We start from the raw sequence: 26610 nt of genomic DNA, 5'->3' as shown, positions 1-26610 counted from the left end.
TAGCTTACATTGGCATCGAACCTAAAAAAGCGATTCTTGAGGTCGGGAGGAATCACCAACGTCAGCAAGACCATACAGATTGCGAATTCCCTGCCTAAATTCCATCACGCCGCCATAACTCGGGTGCCGCACCGTGGTCACCTCAACCCCGAAACGGGTAGCGTATTGAGCAGCATCCTGACCAATTGCGATGATGCGCCTCACCTTGAGCCAGGATACTAAGGCCCCATTCAATTCGTCGACCTCTTTTAGCTCTCTCGCACTGAACTTGCGATTACTAAGGGGATTGCCATCCTCATGGGGATGGAACGGAAAGACATTCCATAACAGAGGAGGAAGAGGTAATACGCGAAGTAGTGCCCAAATTTCCGCAGCCGTTCGTTCTGCTACAGCTTGCCCACGTGTAGCTTGTGACAACTGAGATCCAGGAAAAAGTTTCCCAAGCTCAGCGAGATGGCACTCATCCGTCAGAGCCAGTCCGGTCCGCCTGCCGCCCCTGTACCCGAGGTCCCGGCCCATCCAAATAGTGTCTACGCCTAGCGTTGCAGCTGCGGCCAAATACGTACGGAGGTTCCTGCGACGTGCAACGGGAGCATCTGCCAGATCATGGATCGGACAGATATCCGAGTATGGATTAAAGACGTTCGAGAGCGAGATCGCTGCAAGATCTTTAACGAACGAGCTTGGAGTCATGTTGTATTGTCTGTACGCTCAAAAGACAGCTTATGGGCAATCATATTTACGATTACCACGCCGCCGCGATGATCGGGATGCCGCAGTTCACGGAACACCCGGAAACCCTCAAGTATCGCTTGCTCCCATTGCCACATCGGACACTCGCGAACTTCGTAACCGCTGACCATGCTGTGAACCTGTTTCAGGAGGCTGTAGTCAAGCTTGCCAACCTGGATGTCTTCATAGAAACCGCGCTTCTTGGCGTGATTGAAAATCCAAGTGGCGATACCTTCTTCAATGATCATTGCCCGCGCGCCGTCTTCGTTCTTGTCTATCTCCGGCCTCGATTTGCGCTTCATCTTAAAAAGCGCTCGGATGACAGGGGACCAGCCGAGATGGGCGACGTACGCGAGGTGAAACACGTCATGAAAGCGGTAGTCGTCTGGCTCATTGCTGTTATCGGTCAAGCGATCTCCGATAAAGACGCCGTTGCGCCGCTGCACAACATGACCGGCTTCAATCCCACCCCGTTCTATGAACTCGATGCGAAACTCTCTAGGCAGCTGTTCATGGGCGTCGAATTGCTCATCAAAGGGACTGACGTATTGCGGGGTAAGACCCGGCCAACGGCCAAGAATTTTGACCAGATTATCGCGGGCCACATCCTCAAGTTTCAGGTTAAATGAGGCGGAGACCAGCGCAAGAAGAGCGAGTAGAGCGCCGAAGAGATCGGGAAGTGAAGATTCGTTAATACCTCGCTGTGAGGCGATGCTATGACCAACAAATTCACCGCTTGCGTTAGCCAGTTCGCCGAGGAGCTCTGTTCGCTTAGCTTCCAACTCGTGTCCGTGAAGGGCGACGATACCATCGAACTGCCGGAAGTTTATAGGTCCGACGCTATCGCGATCACGTTCAGAAAATCTTGACCGTAAAGTACGAAGGCATGAGATTCCAAGTTGTTCTGGATTGACACCCTGAGTATGGGTTACCGCGACTAGGTACCACAGCGCATCTCCGATCTCTTCGCCGGCCACCTCGGTTTCCGATTCTTTAAGTTGGTCACGATTGACTTTCTTCAATGCCGCGAGTAGTCCACCCACCTCGCCAAAAAAACCGAATCGAAGTTGGTCGTACCTTTGAGGTACCTTTGCAAAGCGATCTGTCTCATTCGCGGCAGACGCGTAATCGGCAAGCGTTAGTGCCGGGTGTTGAGCGATCGCTGAAGCCATAGGTGTTCTCTCGAGTGTTACAAGGGAAAAATTAAGACAACTTCGGTTTCAGGTAGGAGGCTTGGACCACTTGGCTTTCTGCCTTCCCCAGCGATATGGGGGTCCGAGGTATCCCTGCTCTTGCTGTGCTTCGAACCACGCAACGAATTCGTCGACGAACTCGGAAGGAAATCGGTTCTTATGCCCTCTACCAACCTGAATCGTGCAGTCATTGAAGTTCAAAAATGCGGAAGGTACCTTTGGGCCTCGACTGCCCCAATAAGCAAATCTGTCTCCGATCAAGACGTGTTCGGATTGGGTGTCGTTTGCGATATTGCGGGGGTTAGGAGATCCATCCTCTAGGCTATGGTGAGAGTCAACCTGCTGCCATCCCCCGGGTTCGATTCGGTGATAGATGTTGTCGCCGAATACTTGTTTCAAGCTGCCGGATCGGCTGGGCTTTTTATAGCTGTACTGCTCATCGCTCCAGTACTCGTTGTAGGTAACGACGTTATCGACCCTCATGACGTAAACGATGCTCAAATCCGGGTTGTCCTGCCTCGCTGAAAGACCAATGATCCAATCCCCTTTTGCGGCGCTCTGCCGTATCTGCGGTTTGCATGTTGCTAGCGTGCACGATTTTCCGAAGGGGTTGGGCGCGAAGCCGTAGTCCCGCGCAACGACATATGAGAACAATCGCATTGGAACTATCAGCAGGTGTAGCGTGGGACGGGACGCTGCGGGGGAGGCATGCCTTCGGGCGACTCAAAGTTGTTGATAACGCCGTTGATGGCGTCTTTGATTCGATCACCCTGCCAGCCTACTATGGCGTCTGCATATTTATCCAATGCCTCTGGTATGTCGCACTGTCCAGCACCATGGTCCCAAACGCCAACGATGCGTTTACCTTGCTTTTCTGCGTACTCAATTTCCCAATTTACATATTCGCTGTGTTGGGTGTTTTGCGAGATTAGTACAACTAACACGCTAGCCCACTGAATCCTGGGCGCAAGGATTGATGACTTGATGTAGTCCGGACTGGAAGCGTTGTTGGGGTTGCTGCTGTTGATGGATCCGTCACGCGCCTCGAACCCACTTTGATTCAAAAGGTCTTTTAGTGGTTGCAATCTGCTGTCATCCGCGTGTATGTGGCTAATAAATATATTCCTAGGTCCAGCCATAGTTCTTCTCCTTAGTTGGTTATTACGTGGGATTCCGGAGATTCACTGATGCGCAACAATCCTCTAAGAACAAGCGCGATAGCCTGATCGACATGCGGAGTGCGCGCGAGCGTAGTGTTTTCCTGGGCAGTAAGTCCGTTGTTCAGATTGGATACTTGGAAGGCTTCAAACTCATGCCTACCCGGCCACGCCAGACGCGAAGCGGCCCAAGGCGGCGCGAGACCAAGAGTCTCAGCAATGTCGCGCGTGCATCCGCCAAAGCCGCCCAGCAGAAAAATCGGTTGCCCAACCTGAAGCGACATCAATGCTTCCTCTGCGATGCCAGGCATGAGGCCCTTATATTGGTCCACCCGGCCGCCTAGCACTACGCGAGCATCCGTGGAGTTGCGCATAACGTCACGCATACTGGTTAGTCCTATTGCCCACTCTTCTTCCGTAGGCTGACCGAGCGCCAAGGTCTGGCGCTCGGCGGGGGTTAGTAGGTCACCATTGAGTGCGAGATAGATGAGTTCTGCAGAACCGACGAGGTCTGCGGAGATCTTCTTCAGATTGGGTGCTGCCATACTGATATGGACAGGCCATGCCAGATAATTGGTAACGCCCGTTCGATCGTCGCCATCGTTCGCATCGCGACGGTGGCGGGCGATCAACTCGAACAGCAAGTCACTGAAACCGTGAGCGCGCAGATCGCCACCATAGACGAGGCGAGCGCCCAGCGCGAGCAAATGGCGAGCGATTTCTGTCATGGCGTCACGAAGATGCTCGTTACTTAATCCCAGGGCTGGCATATCCGGACTTTCCGATATCGATATAGCAACCGTGCATTGGCTGAGCGCTTCCCTGTAACTCATAGTGTTGCTCCGGCTAGCCATTCAGTCAGACTTCGCAAACGCACGTGTGGAGCCACTTCCTCGAACAGGCGCTCTTCCTCTGCGCTCAATGGGGGATCGGGGTATACGATCACGGGTTCAGGTACGGCTGTTGCCGCTGGCAAGCCCGCAAGCGAAATGAGTTCCGGAGGCCGCGGAAGAAATATTACTGCAGGACCTGCGGCCGCGCCCGTCAGCTCGATTCGGCAATGCCACAGGAAATCCTTTAGCACCTCGTCGAGAAGGCGGCCGATCACGAAGTCGATACGGCCCGTGCCGTGAGGGTCCATGCGCACGACTGGTACGTTACCCATGTAGGGAAAGCCGCGCTCATCCATACTGCTAATGCAATTGGCAATCACCAGCGGGACGTTCCACCGCTTCGCCTCAATAATCTCCCGACGGCACCATTCTCGTGACGAGTAGGAGTCTGTGTGAACCGCTACGACTGCGCTCAATTTCACCTGAAGAAACAATACTTTTTGGAAGCGGAGGCCTGGAGGAATATCGTGCACGTCGAAAAAGCTCGACAAGCCAGTTCCCCCTTGTCCATCATGTAGCCGGTCTCTGATCGCATGCGCTATCCGCTCTCCGTCGGCGTCATGTTTAGAGTGGCTGAGGAATACCTGTACCTTCTTCAAATAAGCCTCCAGCGCTGCGTCTTCCTCCTCCGGCCGCTTCAGATGTTCAAGGTAATGTCGCAACATCCGGCAGAACTGGTAAGTGAGCTCTCTAATGAGGCGCTGCCGAAGTTCAGCTGGTGTTCCGTTCCACTTATCCCAGCGCAATGCCTGCGCGCTAATCCCTGTCTTTACTGCTGACGCCTCCAGCGCTACGGGAAATACACGCGACCCGAGGCCTACAGCTTCTGCCCGGTCTTCTAATTCCCGTACATAGTGAATCCAGTTCGTGTCAGCGGAAAGATTCGACTCCACTAGGACGACGATAGCGGTTGTTTCTGCTTCGTCCAAATCTATGGGTATCGGTGCACTGGCGTTATGCGCCGGGGTTGAGCGGAAAATTATGCTCAGGCCGGTACCCCCAGCGACGTTCTCATAATGCTTGCGGCGAAAATGTTCCCGGAGCGCCTCGGCGATTTCCGCACCCCCAGCGAAGTCAGGATGCCAAGCTACGTAAATGACGAGGAATGGACGGGTTGGGTCGTGCATCGTCGGCCTCAGGCGTTGCGCAGGCGACGGTCGCGCGCATTGTCGATAAGCCCCGTGCCGCGAGTTTTTGCCTCGGCAACATATTGCTGGAGCTGGGTGGCACTAGCCGTGATCTGCTGCCAGGTTAGCCATAGTGCGAATCCAGATTGAATGTTGTCATATAGCCGACCAGGAACGATGATCTGGTTTTCGTCAGATCGGGCCGCCGTCGGCAATTGAACTCCGATCAGTGCATGCTCCTTTTCGAGCGTTGCCATAATTTCCCAGTCGACGTATTTGCGGCCCCAAGTATCTTTGCCGACGAGAACGATCGTGCAGGAACTGCCGGCAATGTGATTCTCGCGGATACGCCGCATCACATAGTTGATGTCGTCACTGTCAACTCGCCGTTCTAGCGAGTTGTCGTAGATAACGTCGTAGATATCGTGGAACGCGTTAGAAAAATCGTCGTAATACGATTGGTCGCCACCATGGTGATAGGTCACAAATACCTTGTGCCTGATCTCAGGATGAATCGGTTGCATGCTCCCTAAAAGTCCGTAGCTCATTCTTTTCTGGCCTCCTCGGTACACTCCGCCCGGGGAGTGCTGACTCATTGAACACTTTGTGACAACCATCATCACAGGGAAAGCGCGTCGGTTCTAGTCAGTATTGAGGAGGCGGTACCCCGAAGGTATTCATTTGTGAAAATATTTGGTGTGAATATTCACCAAAAGATGGTTGCCTAGCTGCGTCGGCAGTGTCGATGTGCCAGAGAGCTATTCAGCATGGAAATGGCCACCAGCCCATAGAGCACGGGTGCATGCAGCTATGAAAATAGTCGCAACGAGCAATCCATTTGTCAATGAACCTGCTGCCCTGCACCTGCAAGACAACGCTTCACGGCACGCGCCGCACCCTGGTGGTTGTTCTGCTCAACGGGCAGCGCCTGATGTTTCGCCGGGCGTGTTTGAAGGCTGTTGGCCCTGTCTTGCAGACCGCAGCCCAGTCAGAGCCTGGGCTTCTTCGCGCTGTCCAAATGCGCGCGGGCGCATCTGGAGCCGCAGCGCTCAGCCCCTGCCATTTCCCAGGGGGAGAGGGAGCAAAGGCGAACCGCGGCTTGCCGCGTCTTACTTCCTGCTGATCACCACGGCGCCGCCCGAAGCCGTTTACTGCACGGTCCGGGGAATGGTGGCGAGGTGTTGTGCGTGGGCCCTGCAAAAGTCGACGAGCTTGTCCACGTCGGCGGCTTTGTGAAACACCTCGTCTGCGCCGAGATCCCAACAATGGTCCAGGATGTTCTTCTGGCTGTGGCTGGTGAGTACGACCACTTTCTGCCAGGGATGGCGCGCCTGGCAAACCTTCAGCACGCCAAAGCCCGAGCCTTCGGCCAGGAAGAGGTCAACAATGGCCAGGTCCCAGTTGTCGTGATTGGCGTCAAACCATTGCCTGGCCGCCGTTTCACCGCCCGCCTGGCCCACGAATTGGAGCGGCGCAAGCTCTTCCATGCCCTCGATCAATGAGTCGCGGATAGCGGCTATGTCCTCCACAAGAAACACGCTCATCAACATGAAGTTCCTTTGCTCCCTGTTCCATCCCTTTGGCTAATGTGTGAAGTTACCGCAGGCGCAGCCGGGATCGGGTGGTCGCCGTTCACTTTCGGAGGTAGGTGCTTTCCTACACGTGATGATGATGGTGGACGGTGGTGGTGGCTGGGTAGCTCGGGGAAAACCGGGCGGCACCCGTGCTGTTCTACCTTGAAGGCTGGCGTTACGCCAACCGGGGTGCGGTCAGTCGGCCGCTTCCATTGCAGCGCTGTACCGCCCGCGGCAGGCCGCGCCGTTCAGTCGGGCGCGTTTGAGCAGCGCGTCCTGGCTGCTGCGCGCATGGGCGGCTTGTCCCTTCCAGGCCTGCAGGGCGGGCTCCTGCAGCGCGCGTCCGTACGAGAAGCTCAACTGCCACGGCTGGGGGCCGAGCAGGTTCATCGCATCGAGATTGGCCGTCGCCTCTTCGGGCGTCTGGCCGCCCGACAGGAAATTGATGCTCGGCACCGCCGCTGGCACTGTGCGCCGCAGGATGCGGACGGTCTGTACCGCCACCTCGGCCGGCGCCGCCTGATGCGCGTGGGTCTTGCCGGGCACCACCATGCTCGGCTTGAGCAGCATATGCTCAAGCACGACCCGGTGCCTGTGCAGCGCGTGGAAGACCTCGTGCAGCGCGGCCTCGGTCACCTCGGCGCAACGCGCCATCGTGTGGTCCCCGTCAATCAGTACCTCGGGTTCGACGATGGGCACGATGCCCTGCTCCTGGCAGATCGCGGCGTAACGCGCCAGGGCTTCCGCGTTGGCTTCGAGCGCCAACCGGCTTGGCAACGTGTCGGAGACGTTGTAGACGGCGCGCCATTTGGCAAAGCGCGCGCCCTGCCGCTGGTAGGCGGCCAGGCGCCCTGCGAGTCCGTCCAGCCCCTGGGTGATCTCGTCCCCCGGTGCGCCCGCCAGCGGGATCTTGCCCGCGTCGACCTTGATGCCGGCCACGATGCCCTGCCGCGCGGCGCATTGCGGCAAAGGCGTGCCGTCGTCAGTGGCCTGGCCCAGCGTTTCCTCATGCAGGATGACACCGCTGACGAACTCGCCAAGCCCGGGCGTCGTCAGGAGCAGGCTGCGCCAGGCGCGCCGGTTCTCTTCGGTCGACTCCACGTTGATGGTCTTGAATCGTTTGGCGATGGTCGGGCCGCTTTCGTCGGCGGCAAGAATGCCCTTGCCCTTTTGCACAAGGGCGTGCATGGTTGCCTGCAATTCGCCTTGCGTCATGACAAGTTATTGGTTTTATTGGTTATTGGTTATTGGTTATTGCCTACTGCAGCGAGATGTCGCCGTCAAACTTGACCTTGAGCTGCACGCCGGCAACTTCTAGCGTCATCGTGGCCGGCAGCGTCTCGGTGCCGTTGATGGCCCCGCTCGCCTGAGCCCGCGCGACGGCCTGCTCGATCTCGTGCTGCGACTTGACACCGACCATTTTTAGAAACTTGCGGGTGCTGAGGTTGAATGTTTCTTCGTCCATCAGGGGCTCCTGTTTTGCGGTGCGTTGCGGTTTGTTGCCGTGTGTTCCGGGGTCTCGGAGTCAATGCAACGGCGCTTTGCAGAAGTGCCCGTGCTGCGCCACGCTCATCAGGTCGTGAAACTGGTCGTGCGACATGCGCAGCAGGCGCTCGTGGTCGCCGCCTTCCATGTAAACCACGTCGCTGGCTTCGAGTTCGTCGTCGACGACGGTCTCCATGCCCCAGGCCATGCCGACCGGCGGCACGGCGCCGAGATCACAGTCCAGGAACATGCTTGCGATGCGGCTTTCATCGGACAGCCGCAACTCCTTGCGGCCCAGCAGCAGGGACAGATGGCCCAGCATGACGGTCTTGTCGGCCGGTATGACGGCCATCACGTAGCCGGTGTCGTCTTCAAGGATCACCGACTTGGCGAGCTGGTGGGGCAGCACCTGCGCCGTGCGGGCGGTTTCCGCGCTGCTGTGGCTGGGCTGGTGTGTGTGGATTTCGTAGCGCGCGCCGCGCTCATCGAGATAGCTGGACAGACGTGAGGGAATCGACATGACAGCCTCCTGGTGCAAAAGCGACAGGCCATGGTCAGAGCAGCGTCAACAATGAAGCCGTTCGTGCCCGTCAACTTCATACTATGCGCCTTGGCGCGCCGGATCGCAAGTCACCCGCCCCCGGCAGGGGATTCCCCCGGGGTGCGGGCCGGAAACGGAGGTCGTCGCCTGCCCGGCCGAACCTCCCCGCCTACCCAATCATCCGGGGCAGCCAGGTCGCAATCGCGGGAATCCAGAACACGGCGGCCAGCAGTATCAGGCTCATCACCACATAGGGCACCACCGCCATGAAGATATGGCCCATGGTGACGGCCGGCGGGGCCACGCCGCGCATGGTCATCAGCAGCAGGCCGTGCGGCGGCAGCAGCAGGCCCAGCTGCATGCAGATGAGAAACATCACGCCAAACCAGACCGGGTCTATGCCCAGCGCCTGCACCACCGGCATGAAGATGGGCAGCGTGATCATCATCATGCTGACCTGGTCGACAAAGATGCCCAGGAAGATCAGCATCAGCATCATGCCGACCACGATCATGCCGGTAGACAGGCCCTGGCCGGTGATGAACTGCACCAGGCCGTTGCTGGCGCCCGAGAACGACAGGATTTGCGCAAACGTGGTGGCGCCCAGGATGATGAACAAAATCATGCCCGAGATGCCGGCCGTGCCCTTGAGCGCCTTGAGCACGGCGTCCCGCGTCAGGACGCGGTAGCACAGCGCCAGCAGCATGGTGGCAAAGGCGCCCAGCGCGGCGCACTCGGTGGGCGTGGCCCAGCCGGCGGCCAGCGCGCCCACCACCACGCCAAAGATCGACAGCGTGGGCAGCACATAGCCAAAGAACAGGCTCCAGCGCGCCCAGCCGCGGTACTGCACCGCATCGTCCTTGTCGACGGGGGCCAGCTGCGGGCTGATGGTGACGCGAATGACGATCCACAGCACAAAGGCGACGGACAGGATCACGCCGGGCACCACGCCGCCAATCAGCAGCTTGGAAATCGAGATGCCCGACAGCGAGCCCAGCAGCACGGTCAGCGCCGAGGGCGGTATCAGCATGTCGACCGCGCCAATGGCCATGATGGGCCCGGTGGCCAGGGTCGGGTGGTAGCCGCGTGACAGCATGATGGGCAGCATCAGCGAGCCGAGCATCGCGGTGGTGGCAATGGTGGAGCCCGAGATGGCCGAAAACACCGTGCCGGCCACCACGGCGACCACCGCCAGGCGGCCGGGCACATGCTTGATCAGCCGCTCGACGCCTTCGATGACCTTGATGGCCAGGCCGGTATGAAACAGGATCTCGCCCATCAGCACGAACAGCGGAATTGGCGTCAATGAAAACGCCGTGACCGAGCTCACGCTGCTGCGCGCCAGCTGCACCAGGCCGGGCTCGCCGCCCATGTAGAGCCAGGCGCCAATGATGTTGATGGTGATGAAGGTCAGCGCCACCGGCATGCCGATGAACAGCAGCACGGTGGAGCCGCCCAGCATCAGCCAGGCGGCTATGCCCCAACCGCTCATGCTGCACTCACCGCGTCATGGCGCGGGCCGCGCGGGCCGCGCTGCAGCCGGATCATGCGAAAGATCATTTCAATTCCCAACAAAACAAATACCAGCGGCAGCGGCGCCAGCGCCCACCACTCGGGCGTGACCAGGGTCTTGATGTTGACGGCGCCCGACACATAGCTGGACCAGGCCGCCTGCGTGCCAAACCAGGCGATCGCCAGGCAGCAAACAAAACCGATCAGGTCGCCCACCCATTCCAGGCTCCAGGCCAGCTGCGGCGGCAGCGCCTGCAGCACGATATCGACGCGGATGTGCTGGCCCTGGCGCAGCAGCCAGGGCGCCACGCACATGGTGATGAGGTAGAGCATCAGCTCGGAGATCTCATTGCTCCACGCCAGGCCGCGCGGCAGGCCGGGGAAGGGGATGTTGCGCAGCGCCACATCGCCCACAATGATGAACATCATGGCCATCAGGATGGCGCAGCCCAGCAGGGCGAGGCTGGCCAGGAAGCGGCCATAGGCCTCGGACAACGGGTCTATCACGACGGGGCGCGGTGCTTATTTGGAGAACAGCGTTTTAAAGCGCGCGGCCACCTCGGGGCTTTGCTTCATGGCGCCGGCCCAGCCCACTTCGTAGGCCTTCTCGCGGAAGGCCTTGGAGGTGGCGGCATCAAACTTGATGGTCTGGATGCCGGCGGTCTCCTGGCGGGCGGTTTCCACATTGCCGTAACGTGTCCAGAACGTGTTCTCGGCCTCCAGCACCAGCAATTGCTTTTGCAGGTAGTTGCGCTGCGCATCGGTGAGCTTTTTGTAGGCCGGCAGGTTCATGGTGAGTGAGACCTCGGCGTCATAAAACCCGGGGTCTACGCGGAACTTGGTTTTCTCCTGCCAGTTCAGGTCAAAAATCCCGCCAATGGGCCAGCCGTAGCCATCGACCACGCCGCGCTCCAGCGCGGTGTAGACCTCGCCCGGCGGGGTGGTGACCACATTGGCGTTGAGCGCCTGGAAGAAGTCGCGGTACACCGGCGAGATGCGGATCTTCTGGCCGCTCAGGTCGGGCTTGTCGATCTTCTTGTTGGTGTAGATGTGAAAGGGCTGGTTTTCGACCATGCGGGCCAGGTATTGCGTGTTGCCCTTTTCATTCCAGACCTTGTTGATGGCGTCAAAGGCGCCGTTCTTGCGCTGCTCGGCCACCGGGATCTGCGTGAGCTTCAGGAAGTCGGCCTCGGGCATGACGTTGGTGTAAAACGCGCCTGTGTTCATCGCCATGTCCACTACGCCGGTTTTCACCGCATTGCCGGCCTCAAACGTCGGAATGGCTTTGGGGCCGCCCAGAAAGTTGATCTGCAGCACGCCCTTGCCCTCGGCATTGACCTTGGCGATCCAGGGCAGCAGGCGCTGCACGTAGATGCCGTTCTCGGGGAAGGCGCTGACGAGCCGCAGCGTGACCTCCTGCGCCAGCGCGCCGGCCGAAAAGCTGGCCGCCAGCAGCAGGGCCAACGTGGGTTTGAGAACTTTGAGCGTTCGTGTTTTCATGGGTCTTGTCTCCTGTGATCGGGTTGAAATCGATGATCCGGTCTGCATGCTGCCGCGTCAATGCGTGCTAATCACTACACACTGCGCGGCACTGCATGGCACTACACCGTGGCCGCCAGCATGTGCTCCAACGCCTGGCCGGTGTCGTCGGCCAGCGCGGCCTGGCTCAGCGCCTTCAGTTGCGCCGCGCCCTGCGGCATGGCCTGCAACTGCGGCAGCTTGGCCATTACACGCTGAAAACTGCGCCAGCCGCGCGCATGCGTGTCACCATAACCTTTGACCAGCCGCTGCGAGCGCGCCACCTCCAGCGCCAGCGCCGGTTGCGCGGGCGCCAGTCGGGCGATGGTGGCGAGCCAGTCGCTGATGCGCTGCTGCTCCACCTGGAAGCGCAGCGACTTGGGGCGCAGCGGGCGCAGGGCGGCAATGGTGTAGAGCAGCAGGTAGCCGCGTATGGAGCTGGTCTGCACGATGCGACCCTTGCGGGTGAAGGGCTCCACGCAGGCGCGCGCCCAGGGCGTGGCCAGCAGCCAGCGGCCGAGGCCGGCCGGCAGTGTGTCGGCAATCTCTTCCACACGTGGATGCAAAAACTCATGGATGCCCAGGTGCTGCGCCTGGCTCAGCTTGACCTCGCCGCCCACGCGGTCAAAGCGCGAGCGCCGGGTCTTCAGGTCGGCCACACGCACCGTGTCTTCGTAGCTCATCCACAGCGCCAGGTGGCGTGCGGTTTCATCCAGCAGCTCGGCGGCGAGCGTGGGGTCTGCGGGCAGGCAGGCCGTGAGCGGCTGCAGGCGGTCCAGGTAGCTGGCGGCATAGTCCACGTCCTGGTAGTCGGCCGTGCGCACAATGCCGGCGGCCAGCGTGGCGTGGTTGGCCGGCGCAAAGCTGTCTTGAATGCGCTGGGCCAGGGCCGCCAGCCGCGCACCGACCGGCGGCATGGGGGGCGCGGCCTGAACGGGAGGCGCCGCAACGGCCGGTGGCGTCATGGCCTGTTGCGCCACGGCAAAGCCGGCGGCAAAGGCCTTGAGGCTGGACTTCACGCCGACACCACCGCGCGAGATGGTGGCTTCAAACTGTGCACGGCTAAACGGCAGGCGCCCGGTGGCGGCCAGCGCGCCGTACAGCGTGGGGCTGATCAGGCTGCCGGTGTCTTCGGCCAGCTGGGCAAAGTCGGCGCTGATGAAGTGTTGGGCAGCGGCACGGCCACCTTCGAGCAGCTTGGCGGAGCTGACGCGGCCATCGCCCATCGCGGTGCGCTCGGTCATCGAATACACGCGGTGGGTGGAGGCGATAAAGGTGGTGCGCCGGGCCGAGACCAGGCCGCGCTGCAGCGCACGGCCGGCTTCCATCAGTTCCGACGCAATCACGATGTCGACTTCGCCCGGCACCGGGCCGAGCGCCAGCACGGGCAGGCGGCCCGCCGGTGCGCCGGCTTCGGGAAACAGCTCCAGGTAGTAGACCGTGGCGCCGGTGCGCTGCGCCACGCCGGGCACCGAGGTGGTCTGGGCAAAGTAGCCGTTCTGCTCGGCCAGGTCGACCAGCCAGTCGGCCAGCACGCCGCCACCTTCGCCGCCCATGGCGAGGATGGCGATCGTAATCGCGCGATCATTGTTCATGGGTGCGTTCATGCGGCAATCCCTTCCAGCCGGCGCTCGATGCGGTTTTGCAGTGCGCTGATCACGGCGGTGCGCAGCCGCAGCTTGAAGCGGTCCCAGGCGGTCGGGTTGTTGATGATTTCGGCGCGGTAAAACGAGGGGCACAGCACCGCGGCATGCGCCACTTCGCCGCACAGGCCGCAGCCCACGCAGCTGTCGATCACCGTGGCAATCGGGTCGCGCCGCAGCGGGTCGGGGTTGGGCTTGATGGTCAGCGAAGGGCAGCCCGACAGGCGTATGCACGAGTGGTCGCCGGTGCAGGTGTCGGGGTCTATGCCAAAGCGCTCGCGCACCACGCGTTCGCCGCCTTCAATGCGTTTGCGGATCTGCGGCTTGACGCGGCGCTGGCGGTTCAGCATGCATTCGCTTTGCGCCACGATGACCTTGGGGCCTTTTTCCTTGGTGGTCAGCGCCTCGCGCAGCACGTCCTTCATCTGCGTGAGGCTGTAGGTGTTGGTCACCGTTTTGGCCCACTTCACGCCGACGCCGCGCACGGCCTTTTCAATCGGGTTGTTGGTGCTGCCAGGTTTAAGTGAGGGGTTGCTGGACTTGGACGAGAGCACGTCCTGCCCGCCGGTGGCGGCCGAATAGCCGTTGTCCACCACCAGCAGCACGTTGTCGGTCTGGTTGAACACCGCATTGCCCACGCCGCTGGTCAGGCCGTTGTGCCAGAAGCCGCCGTCGCCCATCATGGCTATCGTGCGCTTGGAGGTTTCCGGGGTGTTGAAGGCCGAGGCACCGGCCCAGCCCAGGCCGTAGCCCATGGTGGTGGCGCCGATGTTGAAGGGCGGCAGGATGGAAAACAGGTGGCAGCCGATGTCGCAGCTGATGTGGTGCTTGCCGAGCTCGCGCTCGATCAGCTTCATCGCGGTGAAGATGGGGCGCTCGGGGCAGCCGGTGCAAAACGAGGGCGGGCGGCCCTGCACTTCGTCGGAGGCGGCCTTGATGGCAAAGGCCTTGGGGTTGCCGTCCAGCACCGCCAGGCCGCTGGAAGCGGGCCGCGCCGCCACGGGCAACTCGCGGCCCTGCAGCAATTCGGGCGCATAGATGTCGATGAAGCGCGCCACACCCTTGAGCACCACGCCGCCGGTGTACTCACCGGCCATGGGCAGCACGTCCTTGCCGTGCACCTTCGTCTGCACATCGGCCTTGCGCAACATCGAGTTCACGCTCTGCTCGATGAAGTCCGGCTGGCCTTCTTCCACCAGCAGTATGCTGCGCTTGCCGGCGCAAAAGCGCTTGAACTCGTCGTCGATCAGCGGGTAGGTGAGGTTGAGCACATACAGCGGCACCTGTGAGTTGCCAAACGCATCGGCCAGGCCCAGCAGCTCCAGCGAGCGCAGCACGCTGTTGTACAGGCCGCCCTGCATGACGATGCCGAAGTCTTTGGCGCCTTCGGCAAAAAACTCGTTGAGCTGGTGCTCCTGGATGAACTTCACGGCGGCCGGCCAGCGCTCGGTGATCTTTTCCTGCTCCTGCGCGTAGCTGGCGGGCGGCAGCACGATGCGGCTGGCGTCGCGCTGCGGGTTTTCCATCGCGTCCTTCAGCGTGAAGGACGGCCGCTTGTTGGCCTTGGTGGCAAAGCGCCCGTGCACATGGCAGGCGCGTATGCGCAGCTCCAGCATCACCGGCGTGCGGCTGGCTTCAGACAGCTCGAAGCCCATCTCCACGGCCCGCACAATGCTTTCGAGGTTGGGCCGCGGGTCTATCAGCCAGACCTGCGACTTCATCGCAAAGGCGTGCGAGCGTTCCTGCATGATGCTGGAGCCCTCGCCGTAGTCCTCGCCGACGATCAGCATCGCGCCGCCGGTCACGCCGCCCGACGCCAGGTTGGCCAGCGCGTCGGAGGCCACGTTGGTGCCGACGGTGGACTTGAAGGTCACGGCCCCGCGCAGCGGGTAGTTGACGGAGGCGGCCAGCGTGGCGGTGGCGGTGGCCTCCGAGGCGCTGTGCTCAAAGCGCACACCCAGCTCCTGCAGGATGTCGTTGGCGTCGGTCAGCACGTCCATCAGGTGCGAGATCGGCGCACCCTGGTAGCCGGCCACATACGACACGCCGGACTGCAGCAGGGCCTTGGTGACGGCCAGGATGCCTTCGCCGCGAAACTCGTCGCCGTCGCCCAGGCGCAGTTTCTGGACTTCGTTGGTGAATGAACGCTCAGCCATGGAAGGCGCCGGGTGCGGCGTTCGCCGGAGGAGTGGGTTGTTGCTGCATGCGTGTCACCGTGGGTCTCGATATATGTGTGTCTCTGCGTCCGTGCTACTGGGGGCCGGCTGCCCGTCTGCGGCTGGCGGCATCCGTATATTGACGGGAATTTACGCAGGTCTAATTCATCCGGCAAATGGATTGTTCAGATGGAGCACATCCATCTGGTGAATAATCCGGGAGAACCCTGAGCGTCATTTTGGGGACCTTGCCGAACCTGTTGGAGATGCCGCCATGAACTTTCGCCAGCTCGACCTCAACCTCTTGCGTGTGCTGGCGGCCATTCACCGCACCGGTTCGGTCACCCACGCCGGCAAGGCGCTGTCGCTGTCGCAGCCCGCCACCAGCAATGCGCTGGCCCGGCTGCGCGACTTTTTCGGCGACGAGCTGTTTGTGCGCGCGCCCTCGGGCCTCAAACCCACGCGCCTGTGCGAGCAGCTTGCCCCCGCGGTGCTGGCCCAGCTGCTGGCGCTGGAAACCGTGGTCACCGGCCACGAAGAGTTTGAGGCGGCCCACAGCGACATGCACTGGCGCCTGTCGCTGTCGGACCTGGGCGAGATGCTGTTCCTGCCGGCGCTGGCGGGCGCGCTGCGCAGCCAGGCGCCGGGCGCGCGCCTGTCGAATATCTCGGTGGCGGCGAATGATGTGGCGGCCGCGCTGGAGGCGCGCGAGATCGACCTGGCCATTGGCATCCTGCAGCCGCGGCAGCGCGGCATACGCACCGAGCTGCTGTTTCGCGAGAACTATGTGGCGGTGGCCTCACCCCAATGGCGGCCCGCATCCGGACGCAGCGGCCGCACCCTGACCACGCAGCAACTGGCCGAAGCCGCCTTTGTGGTGGCCTCACCCACGGCGACGTTTCACGGCAGCGTCGAGCAGATGCTGGTGCGCATGAAGCTGCAAGACCGCATCGTGCTCAGGGCCCGTCACTTCGGCGCGCTGCCCGACCTGGCGCTGGCGACCGACCTGCTGTCCATCGTGCCCGAGATGTATGCGCGCAACCTGCGCCAGCGCTATGACTTCCGGGTCTGGGGGATTCCCGGCGCACCGTCTTATGAGGTGCGCCTGGTCTGGCACAGCAGCACCGACAACGATCCGGCGCACCAGTGGATGCGCGCGCTGGTGCAGCAGCTGTTCAGGCGGCCGCTGCGCGCGGAGGCCGTGTGAGTGCAGGGCCGTGGCTTCGCGCGCGGCATCCTGTTTTTCCGCGATGTCAAGCTCGATTGCCCCGGTAGGTAGTTGTACTGAATTGAAGGCGCAAGGCTAAGCGCCCATCATCAGGCCCTCCCCATCAGCCGGGCGATGCGCTTCGGGCTGCTGAGGGTTCGCACGCTTGAGTGACAAACTCGCCGACATAACGGGATGGCCTGGAACCGGTGTGTGTGATGAGTGTGTGATGACTCGATGAATTGCCAGATCAACACAACGGGGATGACATGACAACTACAAGCAAAAACTGTTTGACGCTGACGTCTATAGCCGCAGCCGTCGCAGCCGTATTGGTACTCAGCGCCTGCGGGGGTGGCAGTGCAGGTGAAAACATCAACCGCAAGCCGACCTATCTGGGCACGGTGGTGTCGGTCAACTACGACGGCGCCAGCGATGACTTGCTCACCGCGGGTCTCGGCAAAACCGGTCTGGGCGCAACCGCGCCGGTGGCGGCGGATCCCCTGAATCCGACGGCGGCGGAGCTGCGGAGAATTGCCATCTTCAACAATTACCGCGCGCTGCTCGACATCTCGGTGGCCGGCGGTTACGGCAGCCTGTATGGACCCAATGTGGACGCCAGCGGCGTCATCACCACCAGCGAAGGCAAGATTGCCGGCACCGAGTACATGGCCTACTCGGATGACGGCACCGGCAACCAGAACATCACGATGCTGGTGCAGGTGCCAACCACGTTCAACCCAGCCAGCCCGTGCATCGTCACCGGCACATCGAGCGGGTCGCGCGGGGTGTATGGCGCCATCGGAACTTCCGGCGAATGGGGCCTTAAAAATGGCTGTGCCGTGGCCTATACCGACAAAGGCACCGGCACCGGCATCCACGACCTGCAGAACGACACGGTCAACCTGCAACGTGGCGAGCGCGCGACGGCCACCGCGGCCGGCAAGGCCTCGAATTTCACCGCCAGCCTGACCAGCACCGAGCGCGCCGCATTCAATACGGCAACGCCGAACCGGTTTGCCGTCAAGCATGCGCATTCGCAGCAGAACACGGAAAAGGACTGGGGCAAGTGGACGCTGCAAGCGGTCGAGTTCGCCTACTTTGTGCTGAATGAGAACTATGGCGACGCGGCGAAAGACGGCGTGTCGCGCCTCGTCAAACTGAAACCCGCCAATACCATCGTGATTGCGTCAAGTGCGTCCAACGGCGCGGGCGCGGCGCTGGCCGCGGCGGAACTCGATACGAAAGGCCTGATCACCGGCGTTGCGGTGGCTGAACCCCAGATCCAGGTGGTACCTGACACCCGGCTGAGCGTGAGGCGTGGCGCAAGCACGCTGGGCGGAACCGGAAGAAGCCTGTTTGACTATGCCAGCCTGGGCAATCTGCTGCAACCCTGTGCGGCGCTGGCATCGCCCACCACGAATGTGTTCAACACGGTCAATACGACCATTGCCACCAACCGCTGCAATGCGCTCCAGGCGAGCGGCCTCATTGTCGGCAACACCACAGCCGAACTGGCAGCCGATGCCATGGCCAGACTGCTGGCAGCAGGGCATCAGCCGGAAAGCAGTGTGTTGCAGGCATCGCATTACTCCTTTGCGACACCGGCGGTGGCCGTGACCTTTGCCAACAGCTATGGGCGTTTCAGCGTCAAGGACAACCTCTGTGGTTTCAGTTTTGCGGCCACCGGAGCGGCAGGCTCGGCCACCCCGAATGCGCCGGTAGCAGCTTCCGCCGCAGCGCTGGCCACCTCGTTTGGCGCCAGCAACGGCATTCCGCCGACGGTGGGCATCAACATCGTCAACAACAACAGCGTGGGCGGCCCCTTGCTGGATGCCGCCTCGCTGTCTGCCGGCAGTGTGCTGGACTACAACATCGCCGGCGCGCTGTGCCTGCGCGAGCTGTTGGGGGGAAGCAGCGCGAACGCGTTGAAGGTGCAGCAGGGCATCAACGAGGTGTTGCGCACCGGTGATTTGCAGGGCAAGCCGGCGCTGATTGTGCATGGCCGCGCGGACGCGCAGGTGCCCGTGGCCTTTTCATCGCGTCCTTATTTCGGCCGCAACAAGATCGTGGAAGGCGCCAACAGCAGGCTGTCCTACATTGAAGTGACGAATGCCCAGCATTTCGACGCTTTCCTGGCATTCCCGGGCTATGGCGAGCGCTTCGTTCCGGCGCACCGTTATTTCATCCAGGCGATGGACATGATGTACGCCAACCTGAAAACCGGCGCCGCGCTGCCGGCCAGCCAGGTGGTGCGCACCGTGCCGCGCGGGCTGACGGGCGCGGTGGTCAACCCGATCACACCGGCCAATGTGCCACCGATCAAAACGGTTCCGGCGGTGGCCGACCAGATCACCTTTGCCAACAATGTGGTGACGGTTGCTGATTAAAGACTCGCTGCCCGGCCCCAATGCGCCGGGGCCTTGCTGAACTGGCCGTGCCGCTGCGAACTCATCAGCGCGTGGAACTGGTCGTGCGACATGCGCAGCAGGCGTTCGTGGTCGCCGCCTTCCATGTACACGGCCTCGCACGCCTCAAGCTCGTCATCGACAACCGTTTCAATGCCCCAGGGCATGCCGATGGAGGGCACGGCACCGGGCTCACAGTCCTTGAACAGCATGGCAACGCGCTCTTCATCGGCCAGCCGCAATGACTTGCGGCCGAGCATGCGCCCAAGCTCATCCACCATCACGGCCTTGTCGGCGGGGATGACGGCCATCATCACGCTGCCGGTGTCGTCTTCGAGGACGACCGACTTCGCCAGGTGATCGGGTATGACGTTGGCGCTGCGGGCTGTCTCCGCACTGGTGCGGGTGTGCGCGTGCGCAAGAATCTCATAGCGCGCACCGCGCTGGTCGAGGTAGTTGGCTAGATTCGAAGAAATGGACATGGCAGCCTCCTGGAATAAATAGACCTTCCGGGACCAAACAGGGCAACGGCCCGTGCAGGCTTTAATCAGTTTAGGCCGAAAAATACCGCGTTGCCAGTGGGGTGTTGCAGGCTTGCCGGTACAGGTGGTGCGCCAGGCCCGGGCAGTCAGGCCACATAAAGCAGCAAAGTGAAGAAATGGCAGCTGCTGCCGCCCAGCACAAACAGGTGCCACAGGCCGTGGCCGTGGCGCAGCTTGTGGTCGGTGGCATAGAAAATAATGCCCACGGTGTAGCAGGCACCACCCGCGGCCAGCCAGGCAAAGCCCGCGGGCGTCAGCGCCAGCCACAGCGGAGACACCGCCACCAGCGCCAGCCAGCCCATGAGCACATAGATGAGCAGCGAGAGCACGCGTGCGCCTTTGGCGAGCCAGATTTCCTGCAGGATGCCCAGCAGCGCCAGCCCCCACACCACGCCCAGCAGCGACCAGCCCCAGGCGCCGCGCAGCGACACCAGCGTGAACGGCGTGTAGCTGCCGGCGATCAGCAGGTAGATGGCGCAGTGGTCGAACTTGCGCAGCACGTCCTTGGCGCGGCCGCGCACGCTGTGGTACAGCGTGGAGAACACGTACAGCGCCACCAGCATGGCGCCGTAGACGCTGAAGCCCACGATCTTCCAGGGATCGCCCAGACGGGCCGCCAGCACGATCAGCAGCGCTGAGCCGGCCACGGCCAGCCCGGCACCAACGAGGTGGCTGATGCTGTTGAACCGCTCGCCGTGGTACATGGCAGTCAGGCCTGCGGGTAGGTGTTGAGCGCCATGAACACATTGCGGCCGCGCGCATGGGCATGGCGGATGCCTGCGGCGATGGCGGCTTCGTCGAAGTTGAGACCGGCGAAATTGCGGGCATTGGCTGCTTCGCACAGGCCCGGGAAAACACAGCTGGCGCCGCTGTCAACAGCGGCAGCGGCAAGTGGGGTTGAGGTATTCATGCGGTGAGGGTTTTGTTCTGGTGCGGGCCGCTGAGTGGAGCCGAGTGGGGCTGAGTGGAGCCATCGCACTGCATGGAACCATACGCCAGACTGCGGCCGCAATTTCTGATCCTGGTCAACCCATGGGCACAATGCCGCCCAGTTGTAGCGGGTGTAGCGGTTGTTTCGCGGTAGGGCGCGCGCCGCGCACGGCTGCCCGCGAGGTGAACAGGCCCTAAACGAAGGCCAGGACACCGAGCGGGTTCTTGGTGATCGCCACTGAAACGATCCAGCCAAAAGTTGCCAGCGCGGTGACCCAGGCGGCGGCGCGCACGGCCGCCGGCCGGCCAGGCCGCAGGGCCACCACGCCGAGCCCGATGTAGACCAGCAGCCCGGCGATCTTGGCCATCAGCCAGGGCGCGGCGCCCGGCGTGAGCTGCAGCCTCCAGGCCAGCAGGAGGGCCGAGACCAGCAGCACCGAGTCGACGATGTGGGGCAGCGTCCTGGCGAGCCGGCCGCGCACCCAGGCGGCGCCCAGCAGCGAAGCCAGGCCGCGTGCGAAGAAGCCTGCCAGCGACAGCGCGACGGCGGCCTGGTGGACGGTTTTGAGGGCGAGGTAGTCCATGGCTTGGAACCTAGTGCAGTGTTGCACGCTATCTGGAACATAAAACCGCGTCTTTTGCGCCATGGCGGCGTTGCAAATCCGCGCGATACCTGCGGGTATCGCTGTGGTTTGCGCCTTGCCCTGACCCAAAATCCATCGCTTTTATTGGTTCCATCAAGCATGCAACACTGCACTAGCCGGGGCGCCCGTCCAGGCGCGCGCGCGTCAGTGCCGGCCAGTAGCACACGGCGTACAGCGCGAAGCCGGCGGACCACAGCGCGGCCGAGCCCAGCACGGCGTGCATGGTTTCGGCCGGGGCGATGAGCGGCACGAACACGCGGACCAGCGCAGCAGCGAGGATGAGCACGTAGCAGGCGACCTCGGTGCGGCCCGCCTGCAGCGGCCGGCCGGTATGGCCGAGCGCGGTGCGGGTCATCATGCCGATGATGAGCCCGCCGATGGCGCCCACCGTCAACGCATGGGTCGCCGCCGAGGGCGCGACCCATCCGGCCGCGGCCAGGCCGCGCAGCGCCAGATGCACCGGAATCCAGAAGTAAGCGGCATGCAGCACCCAGACCAGCGGCGCGCGCCCCGTCTTCCACGGCTGCCACAGCGTCCAGCGGGCGAGGTGCGCGGCCGCGCAAACGCCGGCCAGTGCCGCCAGCGGCGCGCCCTGCAGTTGCAGGGCATCGGCCAGCAGCAGCGCCAGCACCGAGCCAAGCGCCGCTTTCTCCAGCGCAGGGCGGCGGGTCGCGGTGGCACCCGGCACGCCGTTGTTGGTGAACATGGGGATCACGCGGCCGCCCATCACGGCCATGATGAAGAGCATGACGTCGAGGGCGAGCTGGATGCCGATCCAGCCGGGGAGCTGCATCACCCCAAGCTGTGCAAGGTGCACCGCCAGCACGGCCACCGACATCAGCAGCAGCAGGCCGATGAAGAAGTAGTTGCGGCGATTGCGCGCGGCGATGAAGGGAATCGCCAGCGCGATCGCCGCGGCCAGCGGAAACGCGACATTGACCACCGCCGCAGCCCAGCCAAAGGGCGTGAGCACGAGCACGCGCCCGGCGACCCAGAGCGCCGCCAGCGCGGCCAGGGGCAGGCCGGTGGGTGTGGGGCGGTTGGACCAGTTGCGCCCCGCCGTGAACAGGAAGCCCACCACCACGGCCAGCGCGAAGCCGAACAGCATCTCGTGCGCATGCCACATCGGCCCCTGCAGGTAGGGCCGGCCCAGCCAGCCGGCGAACTGCAGAGCCCACAGGCCGATCGACAGTGCGGCGAACACGCTCGCGAGCAGGTAGAAAGGGCGAAAGCCAAGCTGCCAGAGGGCGAAGCCCGGCGTTGCCGCCACTGGGCGAGGCGATTTTTTGATTTCGATGGGCTGTGCCATTACGTAGCCTTTCCGGGTTGCGTGGTGTCCGGCGGGTCGTCGTTGATATGCCACGCGACAGCGGCGCCGGCGATGGTCGCAGCGAACAGCGCGATGGCCACGGCGTTGAAGGTGGCGCCGGCGGCGCGCAGCGGCGGGTCGAGCAGCCCGAAACCGAGCCGCAGGATGAGGGACAGGTGAAGTGCCGCGAGCGGCACGTAGAAGAAGGCGCCGAACTGCAGCTTGATGCGGGCGATGGCCGGCAGGATCACCGGTGCGTGGCCCATCATCATGCTGATGATGAAACCCAGCCCGAGCGCGTGAAGGGCAAGGTCGCGCGCGGCCAGGCCAAGCGCCGTCGCTGCCCACGCCGCGCCGGCCACCGCCAGCCAGCCGTAGCCGCCGAGCAGGCACACCGCCATGTAGCGGCTGAGCCCGTGGGAAAACACGGTGCGGCGGGCGATGTCGAATATCCCGAGCCACAATGCCAGCGCCGCAAGCGCCGTGCCGTACAACACGCCACCGGCTGCAGGCGCTACGGCCGAGCAGGCAGCACCGAGAAGCAGCGCCGACAGCACGGCGTAGAGCGACCATTGTGCTGCCGGGCGGCGGCGCATCAGCCGTGTCATCTCCAGTCGCTCGGCCGCGATGGTCATCACAAGAAAGGCGAACCACCACGGCAGTATCGCGACGCCGTCGAGGCCGAGCGCGAACAGCAGGTTGCCGATGAGCCATGCCAGCGCGCCGACAAGCAGCAACAGCGTGTGGGCCGCCCGCTGGCGCCGCACGACCACGACATTGACGGCAGTAAAAGCGACCGCCGCGGCCACGCCCAGCCAGGCGCCCGCCTGGGCCAGCCCAAGCAGCAGGCACAGGCCGCCCAGGCCCGAAGCGAGGGGGGCGAGAAAGGCGGCACGTAATTTGACCGCCACAGCCCGCTCGATACCGATGACGGTGCCCAGGAAACCGCAGATCATCAGCGCTGCATGGGCCAGGGCGGCGTGGCCGAGCCATGCGGCATGGGTCGTTGCGGGCAGGGCCACGCCCAGGCGCAGCAGGCCGCCGGCGATGCCGGCGAGCAGCGACAGAGCCACCACCGCCAACAGCAGCAGCCGCGCAACAACGGCGGCCCAGGACGGCGCGCCCCTGCGCTGCGAAGTCAGGCGCAGGCGCGAGGGGTTCACCAGCCCATGAAGCGCTTGGCGCGCTCGCTCATTCGATCGGTGGACCATGGCGGCTCCCATACCAGTTCGACTTTGATCAGGAGTTCGGGCGGCGTGACGCGGTCCAGCTCGGTCTCGACCTCTTCGATGATGAGGTCGGTTACAGGACATGCGGCCGAAGTCATCGTCAGCAGCACATGCAATTTTTCATCGGTCACGGTGACACCGTAGATCAGCCCGACGTCGACGATGGTCATGGCGACTTCGGGGTCGACCACCCGCGTCAGCGCATCGACAATGGCCTGGCGCAGCGCTTCGGGCCCCTTGTAGGGAAATGGCGGTCTGGATTCCATCGCTGCAACTCCTGTGTCCACGGGGCCCGCGCTCACGCGGCGCGCTTTGCCACGGGCGCGGGCGCCGCCCGGTCGATGAAGAGAACCCTCGCAAGCGATTGCCGGTTCTGGACAAGGTCGGCCAGGGTATACCGGTCCAGCACGGCGTGGAAGGCCTCGACCGCTTCGCCCAGCACGCCGCGCAGCCGGCAGACGCGGGTGATCGAGCAGTGGTTGCCCTTGTCGGAAAAACATTCGGCCACCACAGCCACTCCCTCGGTCTGGCGCACCACCGCACCGACGCCGATCAGCTCTGGCGGCATCGCCAGCTCCAGTCCGCCGCCCTTGCCGCGTACATTGGCCAGCCAGCCGTTCTTGCCGAGGCAGTGCACGACCTTGGACAGGTGGTTTTCGGAGACATCGAAAGCCGTTGCGATCTCGGCGATCGTGGCGCGCTGCTGCGGCTGCGCGGCCAGGTAGATCAGCACACGCAAGCTGTAGTCGGTGAAGGCGGTGAGTTTCATAAGGGTGAATGTAAGGTTTCAGCCGCGCACCTGGAAGTCGATGACGATTTCTCCCGGCTCGCGCCGGACATAGTCGATGCCCAGCGCTTCGCCGAATGCCTGCCGCAATTGCGCGAGCAAGGGCAGTGGGTCGTGGTCATTGACGAAGCGCATGGTTTCGCCGGCATCGAGGCTTTGCAGGGCGCCGAAGATCGCCGCGTGGCGCAAGCGCCTGGCCACGCCGCGTGCATCGAAGGCGTGGACGTTGTTGCGTGGCTGGATATCGCTCATGAAAAGACTCCTGAAAACAGTGTCAAAAAAGCGAAGAGCCAGCCCGGCCGGCACTTCGCGGGAGGTCAGCGCCTTGCCGTTGCCGTTGCTGTCGCTGCGATACCGCTGGTGTGCTGCACCGCAGGGCGACGCAGCAGGCGCATGGCATACCAGGAGAGGAACACGGCGCCGATGGCAAACAGGATGTCGCCGGGCACCCGCATCCAGACCAGCGTTTCCATCACGGGCGAGTGGACGATCTCCGGCGAGCGGGCGTACCACAGGCCCTTGCTGACGCTGGCCCAGGCCTGGTAGATGCCGGCCGGCAGCAGCGACAGGAAGACCATCATCGCCAGGCCGATGTTCAGGCTCCAGAACGCGGGCTTGAGCAGATTGTCGGCGTGCAGGTGGCGCGCATACAGGCCGCGCAGGCAGAACAGCATCAGGCCGATGCCCAGCATGCCGTAGACACCGAACAGGGCGGCATGGCCGTGGGCAGCGGTCATGTTCAGGCCCTGCACGTAATACAGCGAGGCCGGCGGGTTGAGGGCGAAACCGAGCACGCCGGCTCCCACGGTGTTCCAGAAGCCGACGGCCACGAAACACATGACGGGCCACTTGTACGTGGCAAGCCAGGGCATGGCCTTGGAGCGCCGGTAGGTTTGCAGGGCTTCCAGGCCGATCAGGGTCAGCGGCACCACTTCGAGCGCGGAGAACACCGCGCCGACGGCGATCACCGAGGTCGGCGTGCCGGTGAAGTACAGGTGGTGCAGGGTGCCCAGGATGCCACCGAACAGGAAGACGATGGTCTCGGCGATGATCGCGCGGTTGGCGCTGGCGGTGCGTACCAGACCCAGGCGGGTGAAGATCAGCGCCACCACGGCGGTGGCGAACACTTCAAAGAAGCCTTCCACCCACAGGTGGACCAGCCACCAGCGCCAGTATTCGACCATCGAATAGTGGGTGTGCTGACCCCAGGTCAGCGAGGTGGCGTAGAAGCCGCCGATGCAGGTGGCCGACAGGAACACCATGGCGATCAGGCCGCGGGTTTCCGAAGGCGTCTTCAGCGCGGGCCACAGCGCGCGGCCGAGCAGGAAGACCCAGAACAGCAGGCCCACGAACAGCAGCAGTTGCCACACCCGGCCCATGCTGGTGAATTCCAGGCCCTGGTTGCCCAGCCAGAAGCTGAAGTCGACGCCGCGATGCTGCAGCGTGCCCAGCCAGCCGGTGACCGTGGAACCGACGACGATGGCGATCAGCGCCCAGAACAGCACGTCGACGCCGAGCTTTTGCAGCCTGGGTTCACGCCCCGACAGCAGCGGCGCGATGTACAGGCCGGTGGCCAGCCAGGCGGTGGCGATCCAGAAAATGCCCACCTGCGTGTGCACCGTGCGGCTGACCACATAGGGCAGCACCTGCGCCAGCGGCATGCCGAAGAAAGACTGGCCCTCGACGGCATAGTGCGCTGTGATCACGCCCATGGCGATCTGCAGCAGCATCAGGCCGATCACGGCGAAGAAATACTTGCGCGTGGCCTTCATCGAAGGCGTGGCAACGGCGCCCAGCAGCGGGTCGGCCCTGGGCGGCTGCGCTTCGGGCTCGTGCTTGCCGCCACCGTGCAGCCACAGCATGGCGGCGATGGCGGCCAGCAGCAGCACGATGCTGACCATGGACCAGATGGCGGCCGAGTCGGTCATCTTGTTGCCGACCAAGGGCTCATGCGGCCAGTTGCTGGTGTAAGAAGTTATCCGTAAATAGTACACTCTCGTCCTGAGCCGTACTTCACACGGCG

At 62.9% G+C, this 26610-nt stretch carries 26 protein-coding genes and 2 pseudogenes; 2 read left to right on the top strand and 26 right to left on the bottom strand.

Annotated elements, in window-relative coordinates; all coding sequences use genetic code 11:
• Positions 1-21 precede the first annotated feature (21 nt).
• From BPRO_RS30590 to BPRO_RS23690, 16 genes are all read right to left on the bottom strand, one after another.
• A complete protein-coding gene (locus BPRO_RS30590) occupies positions 22-417 on the bottom strand; it encodes a hypothetical protein (protein ID WP_232291460.1) in 396 nt (131 codons plus the stop codon).
• Between the two features lie 272 nt (positions 418-689).
• On the bottom strand, positions 690-1904 hold the full coding sequence (locus BPRO_RS30200; protein WP_011485612.1) for a nucleoside triphosphate pyrophosphohydrolase family protein: 1215 nt from the start codon (positions 1902-1904) through the stop codon (positions 690-692).
• A gap of 48 nt (positions 1905-1952) precedes the next feature.
• Positions 1953-2585, bottom strand: a complete 633-nt coding sequence (locus tag BPRO_RS23755; protein WP_011485611.1) for a hypothetical protein — start codon at positions 2583-2585, stop codon at positions 1953-1955.
• An 8-nt stretch (positions 2586-2593) separates the two neighbouring features.
• On the bottom strand, positions 2594-3064 hold the full coding sequence (locus BPRO_RS23750; RefSeq protein WP_011485610.1) for a TIR domain-containing protein: 471 nt from the start codon (positions 3062-3064) through the stop codon (positions 2594-2596).
• Positions 3065-3075: 11 nt separating this feature from the next.
• Positions 3076-3915, bottom strand: coding sequence for a hypothetical protein (locus BPRO_RS23745; protein WP_011485609.1), 840 nt, complete (start codon positions 3913-3915; stop codon positions 3076-3078).
• Positions 3912-5102, bottom strand: coding sequence for a toll/interleukin-1 receptor domain-containing protein (locus BPRO_RS23740; RefSeq protein ID WP_011485608.1), 1191 nt, complete (start codon positions 5100-5102; stop codon positions 3912-3914). The genes BPRO_RS23745 and BPRO_RS23740 overlap by 4 nt, the downstream gene beginning before the upstream one ends.
• An 8-nt stretch (positions 5103-5110) precedes the next feature.
• Complete coding sequence (locus BPRO_RS23735; protein WP_011485607.1) at positions 5111-5650, bottom strand: TIR domain-containing protein; 540 nt, start codon at positions 5648-5650, stop codon at positions 5111-5113.
• 600 nt (positions 5651-6250) lie between these two features.
• Positions 6251-6646, bottom strand: a complete 396-nt coding sequence (locus BPRO_RS23730) for a response regulator (RefSeq protein WP_232291458.1) — start codon at positions 6644-6646, stop codon at positions 6251-6253.
• Positions 6647-6871: 225 nt separating this feature from the next.
• Positions 6872-7891, bottom strand: a complete 1020-nt coding sequence (locus BPRO_RS23725; RefSeq protein WP_011485605.1) for a class I fructose-bisphosphate aldolase — start codon at positions 7889-7891, stop codon at positions 6872-6874.
• A gap of 43 nt (positions 7892-7934) precedes the next feature.
• Complete coding sequence (locus tag BPRO_RS23720; RefSeq protein ID WP_011485604.1) at positions 7935-8141, bottom strand: DUF6494 family protein; 207 nt, start codon at positions 8139-8141, stop codon at positions 7935-7937.
• Positions 8142-8201: 60 nt separating this feature from the next.
• Complete coding sequence (locus tag BPRO_RS23715) at positions 8202-8681, bottom strand: aminoacyl-tRNA deacylase (protein ID WP_011485603.1); 480 nt, start codon at positions 8679-8681, stop codon at positions 8202-8204.
• 190 nt (positions 8682-8871) lie between these two features.
• A complete protein-coding gene (locus BPRO_RS23710; RefSeq protein WP_011485602.1) occupies positions 8872-10194 on the bottom strand; it encodes a TRAP transporter large permease in 1323 nt (440 codons plus the stop codon).
• The gene (locus BPRO_RS23705; RefSeq protein ID WP_232291457.1) at positions 10191-10721 is read right to left on the bottom strand and encodes a TRAP transporter small permease; all 531 of its coding nucleotides are present in this window, start codon (positions 10719-10721) and stop codon (positions 10191-10193) included. The genes BPRO_RS23710 and BPRO_RS23705 overlap by 4 nt, the downstream gene beginning before the upstream one ends.
• 15 nt (positions 10722-10736) lie before the next feature.
• Positions 10737-11714, bottom strand: a complete 978-nt coding sequence (dctP, locus tag BPRO_RS23700) for a TRAP transporter substrate-binding protein DctP (protein ID WP_011485600.1) — start codon at positions 11712-11714, stop codon at positions 10737-10739.
• A gap of 101 nt (positions 11715-11815) precedes the next feature.
• Entirely contained in the window at positions 11816-13327 is a 1512-nt protein-coding gene (locus BPRO_RS23695; RefSeq protein WP_041389049.1) for an indolepyruvate oxidoreductase subunit beta family protein, read from the bottom strand.
• Positions 13328-13335: 8 nt separating this feature from the next.
• Complete coding sequence (locus tag BPRO_RS23690) at positions 13336-15531, bottom strand: indolepyruvate ferredoxin oxidoreductase subunit alpha (protein WP_011485598.1); 2196 nt, start codon at positions 15529-15531, stop codon at positions 13336-13338.
• A gap of 274 nt (positions 15532-15805) precedes the next feature.
• On the opposite strand from BPRO_RS23690, the gene BPRO_RS23685 reads away from it, so the two are divergent.
• Both BPRO_RS23685 and BPRO_RS23680 read left to right on the top strand, forming a co-directional pair.
• Positions 15806-16738 (top strand): LysR family transcriptional regulator, encoded by a 933-nt coding sequence (locus BPRO_RS23685; protein ID WP_011485597.1) that lies wholly within the window; start codon positions 15806-15808, stop codon positions 16736-16738.
• 269 nt (positions 16739-17007) lie between these two features.
• Positions 17008-19128 (top strand): D-(-)-3-hydroxybutyrate oligomer hydrolase, encoded by a 2121-nt coding sequence (locus tag BPRO_RS23680; protein ID WP_011485596.1) that lies wholly within the window; start codon positions 17008-17010, stop codon positions 19126-19128.
• On the opposite strand, the gene BPRO_RS23675 is transcribed toward BPRO_RS23680, so the two are convergent.
• The 10 genes and pseudogenes from BPRO_RS23675 to BPRO_RS23630 form a co-directional block, all read right to left on the bottom strand.
• A complete protein-coding gene (locus BPRO_RS23675; protein WP_011485595.1) occupies positions 19125-19628 on the bottom strand; it encodes an aminoacyl-tRNA deacylase in 504 nt (167 codons plus the stop codon). The genes BPRO_RS23680 and BPRO_RS23675 overlap by 4 nt on opposite strands.
• Before the next feature lie 146 nt (positions 19629-19774).
• Complete coding sequence (locus BPRO_RS23670) at positions 19775-20392, bottom strand: PAQR family membrane homeostasis protein TrhA (protein ID WP_011485594.1); 618 nt, start codon at positions 20390-20392, stop codon at positions 19775-19777.
• 8 nt (positions 20393-20400) lie between these two features.
• Positions 20401-20598, bottom strand: a pseudogene (locus BPRO_RS23665) (U32 family peptidase); the annotation flags it as partial.
• A 214-nt stretch (positions 20599-20812) separates the two neighbouring features.
• On the bottom strand, positions 20813-21229 hold the full coding sequence (locus BPRO_RS23660) for a SirB2 family protein (RefSeq protein ID WP_232291456.1): 417 nt from the start codon (positions 21227-21229) through the stop codon (positions 20813-20815).
• A gap of 145 nt (positions 21230-21374) precedes the next feature.
• Complete coding sequence (locus BPRO_RS23655; protein ID WP_011485591.1) at positions 21375-22571, bottom strand: NnrS family protein; 1197 nt, start codon at positions 22569-22571, stop codon at positions 21375-21377.
• Complete coding sequence (locus tag BPRO_RS23650; protein ID WP_011485590.1) at positions 22571-23734, bottom strand: hypothetical protein; 1164 nt, start codon at positions 23732-23734, stop codon at positions 22571-22573. The genes BPRO_RS23655 and BPRO_RS23650 overlap by 1 nt, the downstream gene beginning before the upstream one ends.
• On the bottom strand, positions 23731-24066 hold the full coding sequence (locus tag BPRO_RS23645) for a metal-sulfur cluster assembly factor (RefSeq protein WP_041389047.1): 336 nt from the start codon (positions 24064-24066) through the stop codon (positions 23731-23733). The genes BPRO_RS23650 and BPRO_RS23645 overlap by 4 nt, the downstream gene beginning before the upstream one ends.
• 32 nt (positions 24067-24098) lie before the next feature.
• The gene (locus tag BPRO_RS23640) at positions 24099-24569 is read right to left on the bottom strand and encodes an Rrf2 family transcriptional regulator (protein ID WP_011485588.1); all 471 of its coding nucleotides are present in this window, start codon (positions 24567-24569) and stop codon (positions 24099-24101) included.
• An 18-nt stretch (positions 24570-24587) separates the two neighbouring features.
• Positions 24588-24839 (bottom strand): DUF2249 domain-containing protein, encoded by a 252-nt coding sequence (locus BPRO_RS23635; RefSeq protein ID WP_041389046.1) that lies wholly within the window; start codon positions 24837-24839, stop codon positions 24588-24590.
• A gap of 65 nt (positions 24840-24904) precedes the next feature.
• Positions 24905-26563, bottom strand: a pseudogene (locus tag BPRO_RS23630) (nitric-oxide reductase large subunit); the annotation flags it as partial.
• Between the last annotated feature and the right edge of the window lie 47 nt (positions 26564-26610).

Source organism: Polaromonas sp. JS666 (assembly GCF_000013865.1).
GTDB lineage: Bacteria > Pseudomonadota > Gammaproteobacteria > Burkholderiales > Burkholderiaceae_C > Polaromonas.
This window is presented reverse-complemented; position numbering and strand designations above follow the sequence as displayed.

Coding starts and splice junctions, on each gene's coding strand:
- BPRO_RS30200 (WP_011485612.1), bottom strand. CDS start 1,904: ATGGCTTCAGCGATCGCTCAACACCCGGCACTAACGCTTGCCGATTAC.
- BPRO_RS23755 (WP_011485611.1), bottom strand. CDS start 2,585: ATGCGATTGTTCTCATATGTCGTTGCGCGGGACTACGGCTTCGCGCCC.
- BPRO_RS23750 (WP_011485610.1), bottom strand. CDS start 3,064: ATGGCTGGACCTAGGAATATATTTATTAGCCACATACACGCGGATGAC.
- BPRO_RS23745 (WP_011485609.1), bottom strand. CDS start 3,915: ATGAGTTACAGGGAAGCGCTCAGCCAATGCACGGTTGCTATATCGATA.
- BPRO_RS23740 (WP_011485608.1), bottom strand. CDS start 5,102: ATGCACGACCCAACCCGTCCATTCCTCGTCATTTACGTAGCTTGGCAT.
- BPRO_RS23735 (WP_011485607.1), bottom strand. CDS start 5,650: ATGAGCTACGGACTTTTAGGGAGCATGCAACCGATTCATCCTGAGATC.
- BPRO_RS23730 (WP_232291458.1), bottom strand. CDS start 6,646: ATGAGCGTGTTTCTTGTGGAGGACATAGCCGCTATCCGCGACTCATTG.
- BPRO_RS23725 (WP_011485605.1), bottom strand. CDS start 7,891: ATGACGCAAGGCGAATTGCAGGCAACCATGCACGCCCTTGTGCAAAAG.
- BPRO_RS23720 (WP_011485604.1), bottom strand. CDS start 8,141: ATGGACGAAGAAACATTCAACCTCAGCACCCGCAAGTTTCTAAAAATG.
- BPRO_RS23715 (WP_011485603.1), bottom strand. CDS start 8,681: ATGTCGATTCCCTCACGTCTGTCCAGCTATCTCGATGAGCGCGGCGCG.
- BPRO_RS23710 (WP_011485602.1), bottom strand. CDS start 10,194: ATGAGCGGTTGGGGCATAGCCGCCTGGCTGATGCTGGGCGGCTCCACC.
- dctP (WP_011485600.1), bottom strand. CDS start 11,714: ATGAAAACACGAACGCTCAAAGTTCTCAAACCCACGTTGGCCCTGCTG.
- BPRO_RS23695 (WP_041389049.1), bottom strand. CDS start 13,327: ATGAACAATGATCGCGCGATTACGATCGCCATCCTCGCCATGGGCGGC.
- BPRO_RS23690 (WP_011485598.1), bottom strand. CDS start 15,531: ATGGCTGAGCGTTCATTCACCAACGAAGTCCAGAAACTGCGCCTGGGC.
- BPRO_RS23685 (WP_011485597.1), top strand. CDS start 15,806: ATGAACTTTCGCCAGCTCGACCTCAACCTCTTGCGTGTGCTGGCGGCC.
- BPRO_RS23680 (WP_011485596.1), top strand. CDS start 17,008: ATGACAACTACAAGCAAAAACTGTTTGACGCTGACGTCTATAGCCGCA.
- BPRO_RS23675 (WP_011485595.1), bottom strand. CDS start 19,628: ATGTCCATTTCTTCGAATCTAGCCAACTACCTCGACCAGCGCGGTGCG.
- BPRO_RS23670 (WP_011485594.1), bottom strand. CDS start 20,392: ATGTACCACGGCGAGCGGTTCAACAGCATCAGCCACCTCGTTGGTGCC.
- BPRO_RS23655 (WP_011485591.1), bottom strand. CDS start 22,571: ATGGCACAGCCCATCGAAATCAAAAAATCGCCTCGCCCAGTGGCGGCA.
- BPRO_RS23645 (WP_041389047.1), bottom strand. CDS start 24,066: ATGGAATCCAGACCGCCATTTCCCTACAAGGGGCCCGAAGCGCTGCGC.
- BPRO_RS23640 (WP_011485588.1), bottom strand. CDS start 24,569: ATGAAACTCACCGCCTTCACCGACTACAGCTTGCGTGTGCTGATCTAC.
- BPRO_RS23635 (WP_041389046.1), bottom strand. CDS start 24,839: ATGAGCGATATCCAGCCACGCAACAACGTCCACGCCTTCGATGCACGC.